The sequence below is a fragment of the Streptomyces finlayi genome (assembly GCF_014216315.1).
Classification (GTDB): Bacteria; Actinomycetota; Actinomycetes; order Streptomycetales; family Streptomycetaceae; genus Streptomyces; species Streptomyces finlayi_A.
This window is the reverse complement of the sequence record NZ_CP045702.1, coordinates 2830512-2840848: the sequence shown is the minus strand read 5'-3', so window position 1 is coordinate 2840848 and position 10337 is coordinate 2830512. Positions and strand designations below refer to the sequence as shown.

Below are 10337 nucleotides of genomic sequence, written 5' to 3'. Positions count from 1 at the left end.
GGCGCCGCTGGGTTGCACAACAGTGGCGCATCAAAACGGAGTTGGCGGGAAGGCACCGCTCAGCCCTCACCGGCGAAGGGCGTGGTGGCCGTCGGCGGAGTTGCCCGCACCGGCCTCCGATGAGTTTCGGCTTCCGTGCCGGTCTCTCTCATGTGGACGCCATGACCCCGATAGAGCTCGTCGTATCCGGCCGCGTCACCAGGGCCGACGTGTCGAGACTCTGCGCCCAGCTGGAGACACTGCTGTACGGCCCCGCGGGGGACGCCTCCGGGCCCGTCCCCGCGGTGGACTGCGACGTGGGCGGAGTCGTACGTCCTGATCTGGCCCTGGTCGAGGCGCTGGCCCGGCTGGGGCTGATCGTGCGCAGGGCGGGTGGCCGGGAGCTGCGGCTGCGCAACGTACCGCCCGAGCTCAGGACGCTCCTCGATCTGACCGGGCTGGGCGAGGTGCTGGGCCCGGCCGACCCCGGCCGGGCGCGGGACCAGGCCGTGTGACGGGCGGGCCCGGCGGGTGCCACCCGGTGTCGCCGGTGTCAGCGGGCCACGGCACAGACGTACAGGCGCGCCGCCGGGGGTTGTGTACCCGCCTTCGTAGCCGTTCCACCGCCGACGCGGGGGACGACGGTCGGCGTCGGCCGCTCTCGGGCCGCGGCCCCGGGTCGGGACCGGCCGAGGAAGCGGGACCCGGCCCGGGCTCCGTGGTGGTGGCGGCGGGCTCGTCGAGCCGGAGCGTCTGGCCCCAGTCGCCCGCCACCAGCAGCGCCCGGACCATCACGGCCGGCCTGCGGAGCCTCACGCCGGATCGGCGTCCAGATGGTCCGGCAGTCCGAACAGCGGGAACCACCGGGGCGTGTCCAGGAAGCAGTGCATCCCGGTGATCGCCCCGTCCTCGATGTCGATGACCTGCACCGCCCACGGGACGAATCCGGGGCCGTCCGGATTCGGCTTGTAGTGCGCGAACGCCGGGGTCCCGTTGGCCTGGGTCGCCACCAGCCGCGAACCCGCGCAGCTCGCACCGACGGAGAGCATGAAGCCGGTGACGTCGTTCTGTCCCTGGAGCCAGAGGTCGAACGGCGGCATGGTCATCACGGCGTCCTCGTGGAGCAGCGCCGTCAGCGCCGCCATGTCGTACCCCTCGAAGGCCGACACGTACCGCTCCAGGAGCTTGCGCTGCTCCTCGTCGAGAGGGTTCGCCGTGTCCGGGGGCCGTCCCTCCGTCTCCGTGAGCGTCGCCCGCGCCCGCTGGAGGGCGCTGTTGACCGAGGCGACCGAGGTCTCCAGCAGCTCGGCGACCTCGCTCGCCTTCCAGGCCAGTACCTCGCGCAGGATGAGCACGGCCCGCTGCTTGGGCGGCAGGTGCTGGAGCGCGGCGACGAAGGCGAGGCGCACCGACTCGCGGGCCACGGCGGCCTCCGCCGGATCGGCCACCGACGGCAGGATGCGGCCGTCCGGCATCGGCTCCAGCCAGGTGTTCTCGGGCAGGGGGTTGAGCGCGGCCTGCGCCAGCGGCGTCGGGCCCGTCAGATCCACCGGCCTGGCCCGCTTGTTGCCCGCGTTGAGCATGTCCAGGCAGACGTTGGTCGCGATGCGGTACAGCCAGGAACGCAGCGAGGAGCGTCCCTCGAACTTGTCGAAGTTGCGCCAGGCACGCACCAGCGTGTCCTGGACCGCGTCCTCGGCCTCGAAGGCCGAGCCGAGCATCCGGTAGCAGTAGCCGGTCAGCTCGACCCGGTGTCCCTCCAGACGGCTGTCGATATCGGCCGTCGCGCTCAGATCACTCATCGCTCCACCCCTGTTGCGCTGTGACACCACTCACTCAGCACTGTGGAAGCTACCGCAGGCCACTGACAATCAGGCGGGAAGCGCCACACCCGTTCACGTCCCGGGCTTGCGTCCGTACACGTAGACGTCGTCGCCGTTGCGCAGCAGATTCCAGTATGCCTTCGCGTCCTTGGACCGCATGTTGACGCAGCCGCCGGAGCCGGGCGGGTTGTACATGCTCTTGGTGACCGAGTGGAACGCCTGGCCGCCGTCGAAGAACTGCGAGTACGGCATCCACACGTGGTAGATCGTCGACCAGTGCTTGATGCTGCGCCAGTAGACCTTGCTCGAGCCCGTACGCGTCTCCGCGCCGTTGCGCCCCGTCCGTACCGGCACCGGGCCGTACTTCAGCTTCGAGCCGTCCTGGACCCAGCTGAGCTGCCTTGTCAGGTCCACGCACGCGATGCGCCCCTTGTTCGTGGGGCACTTCCTGGCCGTGTTCGGATTCTTCCCGGCCGCCTTCTGGGCGAGCATGGTGTTCATCGTGCGCCAGGTGATCGGTCCGGCGTATCCGATGGTCGGGGTGATGCCGTGCTTCGCCTGGAAGGCCCGGATCGCCTTGCAGTCGGTGGGCGACTGCCTGCCGTCGACCGGACGGCCCAGGAACTTCTCGACCTTCTTCTGGTACGGCCCGGTGGAGGTCGTGCAGGACGCCGCCTGCGCTGCCGTTCCCGTACTCAGGACGAGGGCCGGTGCCGCCATCAGTCCGGCGACGGACAGGGCCACGCCCCGCCGTATCCGCATGCCTGAAATGTTCCTTATGACTCCCATGTGCGCCAACTCCTCTTCGCGCGCAGTGTGTTGGTACCGCCTGCTTAGACGCGCGAAGAGGAGCGCCAGTTGTGCGCGCGAAGGTCTCAGTTGGGTAGCGCGACCGCCGGTACGGTGAGGCGCCGTTCCGCGCGTGCCACCCGGGTCCCGTACAGCGTGATCGATACGACGCCGATGACGGCGAGCAGTCCCAGCGCCACGGTCCCGGCCCAGCCCCCGGCGTGGAAGGCGAGCGCTCCGAGGGTGCCGCCCGCGCTGGAGCCCAGGTAGTACGTGGACTGGTAGAGCGCGGAAGCCTGGGCGCGGCCGGTCGTCGCCGCCCGGCTCACCGAGGAGGAGGCGACCGCGTGCCCGGCGAAGAAGCCCGCCGTGATCAGGACGAGTCCGAGAAGGACGGCCGTCAGCTGGTCGGCCAGTGAGAGCAGCAGGCCGGCGGCCGTGGTGGAGACGGCCAGATACAGCGCGCCCCGGCGGCCGAGCCTGCCGACCAGCTTGCCGGCCGCGGCGGAGGAGGCCGTACCCACCAGATAGACCAGGAAGATGGAACCGATCACGCCCTGAGGAAGGTTGAACGGCTCCCCGGCCAGCCGGTAGCCGATCACCGTGTAGACCGCGCCGAACACCGTCATGAACAGGGCGCCGATCGCGTACAGGCGGCGCAGCAGCGGATCGGCGAGGTGTGTGCCCACCGTCCTGGCCAGGGCCTTCGGGTTGAGCGAGCCGGGTGTGAAGTGCCGGGCCCTCGGGATCATGAAGTGGAAGACGAGCGCGCAGGCCAGCGCGAGCAGCCCGACCGCGCCGAGCGCCGCCCGCCACCCCCAGACCTGGGCCACCCAGCCGGTGACGATACGGCCGCTCATGCCGCCGATGCTGTTACCCGCCACGAACAGGCCGATCGCGGCGATCAGCGCCCTGGGCCGCACTTCCTCCGTCAGGTACGCCATCGCGGACGCCGGCAGTCCGGCGAGCGCCGCGCCCTGGACGGCGCGCAGGGCGATCAGCCAGCCGAGGGACGGGGCGAAGGGGATGAGCAGTCCCACCAGCACGGCCACCGTCAGCGAGGCGGTCATCATCCGGCGCCGGCCGAAACGCTCGGAGAGGGCGCTCAGCGGCAGGACGCACAGCGCGAGCGCGCCGGTCGCCGCGGAGACCGTCCAGCTCGCCTGACCGGCCGTGGCGCCGAACGAGGCGGAGACGGCGGGCAGCAGCGCCTGGGTGGAGTAGAGGAGCGCGAACGCCGCGACTCCGGCGGCGAAGAGCGCGAAACTCATCCGGCGGTAACCGGGGCGGCCGGGCTCCAGGCGCTGGGCGGCGACCGGGGAGGAGGGGGGTGCGGGGGCGTCCACCGTTCGGATGGACGCCTCGGTACTGGCAGGAGGCATACGTCGAAAGTAGGCCGCCCGGTTTCATGCGTCCAATGCGCGAACTCGTCATAATCGTTCCCATGGCGCATGAACACAGGCCACAGCCCCGGCTGTCACCGAGTAGTTACGAAGAAGACATCCGCGCCGTGCTCGCTCCACGCCTCGCGTACTTCGAGGCGGTCGCCCGCCACGAGCACGTCACCCGTGCCGCGCACGAGCTGGGCGTCCCGCAGTCCACGCTCTCGCGCGCCATGGTCAGGCTGGAACAGGACCTGGGAGTCGCCCTGTTCGCACGCAAGGGCCGTACGGTCTCCCTCACCCCGGCCGGCCGTACGTTCCTGGCCTCCGCCGACCGGGCGCTCACCGAGGTGGAGAAAGCGGCCGACTCCGTACGCGCGGACGCCGACCCGACCGCGGGCAAGGTCGCGTTCGGCTTCCTGCACACCATGGGGTCCGAGACGGTGCCCGCCCTCATCCGCGCCTTCCGCGTCGACCATCCGCGGGTCCGCTTCCAGTTGGTCCAGAACTACGGCGAGGCGATGCTCGAACGGCTCCGCGCGGGCAGCCTCGACCTCTGCCTCACCTCGCCCGTGCCGGACGCCCCGGACCTGGTCGCACGCCGCCTCGACGAACAGCGGCTGCGCCTGGTCGTCCCCGACGACCACCGGCTCGCCTCCCGCCGCCGGGTGCGGCTCGCGGAGGCCGCCGACGAAACCTTCGTCACCCTCGAACCGGGGTACGGCCTGCGGCGGATCACCGACGACCTGTGCGCGGAGGCGGGCTTCAGGCCCCGGGTCGCGTTCGAGGGCGAGGAGGCCGAGACCCTGCGCGGGCTGGTCGCGGCGGGCCTGGGCGTGGCCCTCCTGCCGCCGCCGGCGGTGGCGCGCCCGGGGGTCGTCGAACTGACGGTCACGGCGCCGCGGGCGGCCCGGGAGATCGGGGTGGCGTGGCTGGACGGCCACCCGGACACGCCGCCGGTCGCCGCCTTCAAGCGCTTCCTGCTGTCACGCCGGGGCCACCTGCTGCCGGACTGAGCGGCACCCCGCCGCCGCCCTAGAAAGCTGCTGAAGATCTTGTTGTGGGGGCTGTCCGGCCGTGGGCCGGGCGGCCCTTTCGCTATGCGGTGGGCGGGGTGAGGGCCCAGGTGTCGCCGGTTCGGGTGAGTCCGAGGTGGATCAGTCGGCGGAGGTTGAGGGCTGCTGCGCGGTGGTGGAGCCAGGTGTCGTTCTTCAGGACGCCGCGGTAGGGCACTCTGCGGTTGCCCCTGGCGACGAGCCAGGCGATGGCCCGTTCGACCGGTGGCCGCCAACGCCGGTACTCGGCTTGCCAGCCGGGGCTGGTGGCAGCCTCGTCACGGGCGGCCTTGAGCAGGTCGTACTTGGCGTGGACGGTGAAGACCCGGCCGGTCTTGGACTTCGTGCAGTGTTCCCGCAGCGGACAGCCGGTGCACAGTTTCTTGAACTGGGCCTGGCGTTCGCCGCCCCGGCGGACCTGGCCAAGGGGAACGGTGTGTCCGGCCGGGCAGGTGACCTGCCCGTTCGTGGTGTCGACGTCGAAGTCGTCGGCGGTGAAACCGCCGGGGACGGCCGGCCGCAGCGGTGGTGGCTTGAGGACCAGGTGGTGTCCCTGCTCTTGCAGGTGCTCGCGTAACTCGCCGGTGCCGTAAGCGGCATCGCCCAGGACTGTGACCGGGGATTCCTCGTCGGCGAGGAGATCCCGGGCGACGGCTGCCTCGTGGTTGTGGGCTCCGCTGCCGGCGGTCAGCGCGACCTCGGTGAACAGCCCTTCCTCGGGCTCGAACGCCACATGGGCACGGAAACCCTCCTGGTGGCGGGAGCGGTTCTTGTGGATGTGCCGGGCCTCGGAATCGACCGTGGAAACGGTGCGGTCGTAGACCGTGCGACGGGCGATGCGCCACCGCCCGTCCCGCCCGTCGGAGCCGTCGACGGGTTCCACGTCCTGCCCGGCGACCAGCGCGAGAAGGCCGACCGCGTGCGCCGCAGCCTCTCCCAGCTCCTGCTCGGGCAGCCGGCCCAGCAGGTTCAGTGCGTCGGTGACCAGGGCATCGACCAGATCGGCGCGGGCCTGCTCGTCGTTCCAGACGATCTTCGGTTTGCCCGGATCGGTGTAGTCGTGGGCGGTGCACCACCGGTCGGCGACCTGCTGGGCGCCCGGGACCTCGCGGACCACCCGGCGGACCGCGGCGACCAGCTGAGTGACCGTGTCCTGGGTGGCGACCGCGTCGTCCAACACCGTCGAGTCCAGCGCCCGGCGCTGCTTCCCCTTGAGCACACCGGTGGCCGCGACGACCTCCCTGACCTTCGCGAACAGCCGGTTCGGGTCACCGGAGCGCTGCAGTCGACGACGGAAATACGTCAACAATGACGGATCAAACGCAGTGTCATGCAGCCCGAGTCCGCACGCGGCCTTCCAGCGCAGATCGCAGCGCAACTCCTGCACCGTCTCGAAATCCGAGAGCCCGTGCAGGCTCTGGAGCACCACCGTGGCGGCCAGCACCTGCGGCGGCAACGAGGGACGCCCGTTCGTCGAGGGATACATGTCCGTGAACATGGCACCGGGGAAGATGACCTCGCGATGCTCAGCCAGAAACGCGAACACACTCCCGGCCGGGATCAACTCCCGGCACGTCTCCCACACGTCCTCGCCGACGCTCTCCCCAGCCCATTCCCCCTGCATGAACACAAGACTGGCCCCACTCCACCCGGAGCGGGGCCAGAACCCAATATTTTCAGCAATCTTCTAGGTCCTGTCTGGAGTTCCCCCGCGGCGTCGCGGCGTCCGGCACCGCCGCCTCCGGCGTTGTCGTCAGTCGCGAGGGCTCCGCCATCGCTCCCTCCTCCGCCTTGGATTCGACGGCACCGGACGCCGCTCCTTCTCCCGCGCTGGAACTCCAGACAGGACCTAGTGCCGCAACGACCGTCCGAAGCCCCCCGCCAGCGGCATCCGCAGGCCCAGCGGCGGGGGAGCCGCCAGCGCGTCGGCGACCGGGCGGGTGTACGAGCGGGCGAACAGGGAGCCGCGTACGAAGTCCGCGGCCAGCGCCATCACTTCGGCCCGGTGCTGCCGCAACGCGTGCCCGTCGGAGTGGACCTCGAACCGGCAGATGTCCCGGTTGGACTTCTTCGCCCGCGCGGCCAGCCGGAAGGACAGCTCCGGATCGATGCGTTCGTCGTTCGTGCCGTGCACGATCAGCACCCGTCGTCCCGCCAACTGCCGTACCGGCTCCGCCTCGTCGGCGGTTCCCTCGGGCAGCCACGGGGCCATCGCCAGCACGGAGGTGACCGCCGCGTGCCCGGCGGCCCGCAGCGCAGCCCTGCCGCCCATGCCGTGCCCGGCCAGGCAGACGGGGACGTCGCCGTAGCGCCGTACGACCTCGTCCGCCGCCCACTGCGCGTCGGCCGCCAGGTCGGCGTCCGTGGCGTTCCAGCCGCGCCAGCGGTACCGCACGACATGGACGGCCAGTCCGTCCGGCCGGCCCTCGCGGGCGAGATGCCGGGCGAACGGAAGCTGGACGGCGTACGAGAAGGGGGACGGTCTGCGGTGCGAGTCCGCTTCTCCGTCCGGGAGCAGCAGGGCGACGCCGCTGACCTCGGGTGGTGTTCCGGCCGTGAGGACGGCCCGTCCCAGCCTGGCGGCAGGCAGGGGAAGTGCGCGCAGTGCCATGACAGAACAGTGTCAGAAGGGGAGGTGTACTCCACCTGACTTCGCGGTCTCTGTTACGTATCGGCGCCCAGCATTCTACGCGCGTAGGCGTTAGAGTGCCCAGATGACGAGCCAGACCCTCAACGTTCCCAGTCCCGAGCAGATCAGGCGTGCGCCCAAGGTGCTGCTCCACGACCACCTCGACGGCGGCCTGCGCCCCGGCACGATCGTCGATCTGGCCCTCGCCCGGGGCTATGACGCACTGCCGGAGACGGAGCCCGACAAGCTGGGCGTCTGGTTCCGCGAAGCGGCCGACTCCGGTTCGCTGGAGCGCTATCTGGAGACGTTCGCCCACACTTGCGCCGTCATGCAGACCCGTGAGGCCCTGATCCGGGTCGCCGCCGAGTGCGCCGAGGACCTCGCCGAGGACGGCGTCGTCTACGCCGAGGTGCGGTACGCCCCCGAGCAGCACCTGGAAGGCGGCCTGGCCCTCGAAGAGGTCGTCGAGGCGGTCAACGAGGGCTTCCGCGAGGGCGAGAACCGTGCCCGCGCCAACGGGCACCGCATCCGCGTCGGCGCCCTCCTCACGGCCATGCGGCACGCCGCCCGCGCCCTGGAGATCGCCGAGCTGGCCAACCGCTACCGGGATCTCGGCGTCGTCGGCTTCGACATCGCGGGTGCCGAGGCGGGCTTCCCTCCCACCCGGCACCTCGACGCGTTCGAGTACCTCAAGCGCGAGAACAACCACTTCACGATCCACGCGGGTGAGGCGTTCGGCCTGCCGTCGATCTGGCAGGCCCTCCAGTGGTGCGGCGCGGACCGCCTCGGTCACGGGGTCCGGATCATCGACGACATCGAGGTCGCCGACGACGGCACCGTGACCCTCGGCAGGCTGGCCTCCTACGTACGCGACAAGCGCATCCCGCTGGAGCTCTGCCCGACCTCGAACCTCCAGACCGGAGCGGCCGCGTCCTACGCCGAGCACCCCATCGGGCTGCTCCGGAAGCTGCATTTCCGCGCCACCGTGAATACGGACAACCGGCTGATGAGCGGTACGAGCATGAGCCAGGAATTCGAGCGGCTGGTCGAGACTTTCGGATACACGCTCGACGACATGCAGTGGTTCACCGTCAATGCGATGAAATCAGCATTCATTCCTTTCGATGAACGTCTGGCGATGATCAACGACGTCGTCAAGCCCGGATACGCGGAGCTGAAGTCCGAGTGGCTTTTCCGCCAGACCGCCACGACCAGCGGTTCTTCGGCCAAGACCGGCTGATCGAGCGGTAAGGGAAACGGCCGGGGCAGGCAATGCCCCGGCCGTTTCCCGTGTCTCGGCATGTTTGCGGGACAGGTAAGGGGATGGCTACGTTGCAGAGCCGCTCACATCCCCTTCCCCAAGGATGACATTCCTATGAAGCAGTCTGCTGTCAGGACTCTCGGCGTCGCCGCCCTCGGTGCCGCTTTCGCCGCTGCCGCCGCCGGTTCGGCCTCGGCCGCCCCGTCCCTGCCCGTCGACGCCGCGACCGCCGCGGTGCCCGCCGGTACGGCGCTGGACGCCGTCAGCCACGCGCTGCCGACCGTGCAGGACGCGGCCGGCCGGATCCTCAAGGGGCAGGAGAGCGCAGGCGGAGACGTCGCCACCCCTGTCACCGGCCTGCTCGGCGGCCTGCCCACCAAGGGCCTGTCGGCGAACGGTCTCCCGCTCGGCGGCTGAGCGGTACCCGCACACGCACGTGGGGCGCGCACCCGTTCAGGGTGCGCGCCCCACGCGCGTTCTCCTCGCGTTCTCCCCGTGGTCCCGCAGGGTCACCAGGCCGTCGTGGCCGAGGCCTTCTCCGACGGCAGCAGTATCCACAGCGCCAGGTAGAGCAGGAACTGAGGGCCGGGGAGCAGACACGAGACGACGAAGATCACGCGCATCGTCCTGGCGGAGATGCCGAAGCGCCGTGCCAGCGCTGCGCACACTCCACCGATCATGCGTCCGTCACGGGGGCGGGCAAGTGCGGCCATGGTGGGCTCCTTCGAGAACCGACGGGGAGCAGCTCCTGTCGCTGTGCTCCCGATGTATCCATAGTGGCTCGGCGAAGGGGTGCGAAGCGTCGCTCTACGGGGCCATACCGACCCTGGAAATCCTCGGGGTCGAGCCCTGAGGAGCTTCGTCCCTGAACCGGGCCGTGCGTCCTCCCGCCCCCGCCCGCTGCCCCCGCCGCAGCCGCGCCCGGCAGACCGGCACGACCAGCAGATGAGCGAGCGCCACGCCCACGGTGTTCAGCAGCAGCGAGTCGACGTCCACGACCTGGCCGGCCACGCCCGTCTGTGCCAGCTCGATGGCCAGCGAGATCAGCGCCCCGGCCGCGACCGTACGGGCCAGCGACGCCCACGGGGACACGAACAGCCGGCCCCCTGCCATCGGCAGCAGCACCCCGAGCGGCGCGAGCAGCAGAAGCCCGGAGCCGAAGCGATGCGCGGCCTCGACCGGGCCTAGAGCCAGATCTGCCTTGATGCCCGCGAGGGGCTGGAAATTCGCGGCGCTCACCCACGCCACATCCAGGGGGCGCAGAGTCAGCCACCCGACGATCAGCAGATGCCCGAGGAGGAGGAGTACCCCCGCCGCGCGGAAGCGGATGACGGCCTGGCCGTCCGGACCTTGACGCACGTCCCCCAAGACGCCATGACCGGCAGGATCGGTTCCGCGCGGTCTGGGGAAGAAATGCGG

General features: G+C 70.7%; 11 protein-coding genes. 4 read left to right on the top strand and 7 right to left on the bottom strand.

What is annotated here, in order from left to right:
- Positions 1-119 precede the first annotated feature (119 nt).
- Complete coding sequence (locus F0344_RS12945; protein ID WP_185298939.1) at positions 120-494, top strand: STAS domain-containing protein; 375 nt, start codon at positions 120-122, stop codon at positions 492-494.
- Positions 495-791: 297 nt separating this feature from the next.
- Here F0344_RS12945 and F0344_RS12940 read toward each other — a convergent pair whose 3' ends face one another.
- From F0344_RS12940 to F0344_RS12930, 3 genes are all read right to left on the bottom strand, one after another.
- Positions 792-1781 carry a sigma-70 family RNA polymerase sigma factor gene (locus F0344_RS12940; protein WP_185298938.1) on the bottom strand — a complete coding sequence of 330 codons (990 nt, stop codon included), beginning with the start codon at positions 1779-1781 and terminating at the stop codon, positions 792-794.
- Positions 1782-1874: 93 nt separating this feature from the next.
- Entirely contained in the window at positions 1875-2564 is a 690-nt protein-coding gene (locus F0344_RS12935; RefSeq protein ID WP_258049912.1) for a L,D-transpeptidase family protein, read from the bottom strand.
- Positions 2565-2677: 113 nt separating this feature from the next.
- A complete protein-coding gene (locus F0344_RS12930; protein WP_185298936.1) occupies positions 2678-3973 on the bottom strand; it encodes an MFS transporter in 1296 nt (431 codons plus the stop codon).
- A gap of 62 nt (positions 3974-4035) precedes the next feature.
- Between F0344_RS12930 and F0344_RS12925 the strand changes: the two genes are divergently transcribed.
- Positions 4036-4989, top strand: coding sequence for a LysR family transcriptional regulator (locus F0344_RS12925; protein ID WP_185298935.1), 954 nt, complete (start codon positions 4036-4038; stop codon positions 4987-4989).
- Positions 4990-5071: 82 nt separating this feature from the next.
- Here the strand turns inward: F0344_RS12925 and F0344_RS12920 are convergent, their stop codons facing one another.
- Both F0344_RS12920 and F0344_RS12915 read right to left on the bottom strand, forming a co-directional pair.
- A complete protein-coding gene (locus tag F0344_RS12920) occupies positions 5072-6652 on the bottom strand; it encodes an IS1182 family transposase (RefSeq protein ID WP_185298508.1) in 1581 nt (526 codons plus the stop codon).
- Between the two features lie 225 nt (positions 6653-6877).
- Positions 6878-7639: an alpha/beta fold hydrolase gene (locus tag F0344_RS12915; RefSeq protein WP_185298934.1), complete on the bottom strand. Its 762-nt coding sequence runs from the start codon at positions 7637-7639 to the stop codon at positions 6878-6880.
- Between the two features lie 103 nt (positions 7640-7742).
- On the opposite strand from F0344_RS12915, the gene F0344_RS12910 reads away from it, so the two are divergent.
- Together F0344_RS12910 and F0344_RS12905 are read left to right on the top strand one after the other, a co-directional pair.
- Positions 7743-8897, top strand: a complete 1155-nt coding sequence (locus F0344_RS12910; protein ID WP_185298933.1) for an adenosine deaminase — start codon at positions 7743-7745, stop codon at positions 8895-8897.
- 135 nt (positions 8898-9032) lie between these two features.
- Positions 9033-9335: a hypothetical protein gene (locus F0344_RS12905; protein ID WP_185298932.1), complete on the top strand. Its 303-nt coding sequence runs from the start codon at positions 9033-9035 to the stop codon at positions 9333-9335.
- A 92-nt stretch (positions 9336-9427) separates the two neighbouring features.
- Here the strand turns inward: F0344_RS12905 and F0344_RS12900 are convergent, their stop codons facing one another.
- Both F0344_RS12900 and F0344_RS12895 read right to left on the bottom strand, forming a co-directional pair.
- The gene (locus F0344_RS12900; RefSeq protein ID WP_185298931.1) at positions 9428-9631 is read right to left on the bottom strand and encodes a PspC domain-containing protein; all 204 of its coding nucleotides are present in this window, start codon (positions 9629-9631) and stop codon (positions 9428-9430) included.
- A gap of 94 nt (positions 9632-9725) precedes the next feature.
- The gene (locus F0344_RS12895; RefSeq protein WP_185302655.1) at positions 9726-10277 is read right to left on the bottom strand and encodes a VanZ family protein; all 552 of its coding nucleotides are present in this window, start codon (positions 10275-10277) and stop codon (positions 9726-9728) included.
- Positions 10278-10337: the final 60 nt, after the last annotated feature.

Coding starts and splice junctions, on each gene's coding strand:
- F0344_RS12945 (WP_185298939.1), top strand. CDS start 120: ATGAGTTTCGGCTTCCGTGCCGGTCTCTCTCATGTGGACGCCATGACC.
- F0344_RS12940 (WP_185298938.1), bottom strand. CDS start 1,781: ATGAGTGATCTGAGCGCGACGGCCGATATCGACAGCCGTCTGGAGGGA.
- F0344_RS12935 (WP_258049912.1), bottom strand. CDS start 2,564: ATGCGGATACGGCGGGGCGTGGCCCTGTCCGTCGCCGGACTGATGGCG.
- F0344_RS12930 (WP_185298936.1), bottom strand. CDS start 3,973: ATGCCTCCTGCCAGTACCGAGGCGTCCATCCGAACGGTGGACGCCCCC.
- F0344_RS12925 (WP_185298935.1), top strand. CDS start 4,036: ATGGCGCATGAACACAGGCCACAGCCCCGGCTGTCACCGAGTAGTTAC.
- F0344_RS12920 (WP_185298508.1), bottom strand. CDS start 6,652: ATGCAGGGGGAATGGGCTGGGGAGAGCGTCGGCGAGGACGTGTGGGAG.
- F0344_RS12915 (WP_185298934.1), bottom strand. CDS start 7,639: ATGGCACTGCGCGCACTTCCCCTGCCTGCCGCCAGGCTGGGACGGGCC.
- F0344_RS12910 (WP_185298933.1), top strand. CDS start 7,743: ATGACGAGCCAGACCCTCAACGTTCCCAGTCCCGAGCAGATCAGGCGT.
- F0344_RS12905 (WP_185298932.1), top strand. CDS start 9,033: ATGAAGCAGTCTGCTGTCAGGACTCTCGGCGTCGCCGCCCTCGGTGCC.
- F0344_RS12900 (WP_185298931.1), bottom strand. CDS start 9,631: ATGGCCGCACTTGCCCGCCCCCGTGACGGACGCATGATCGGTGGAGTG.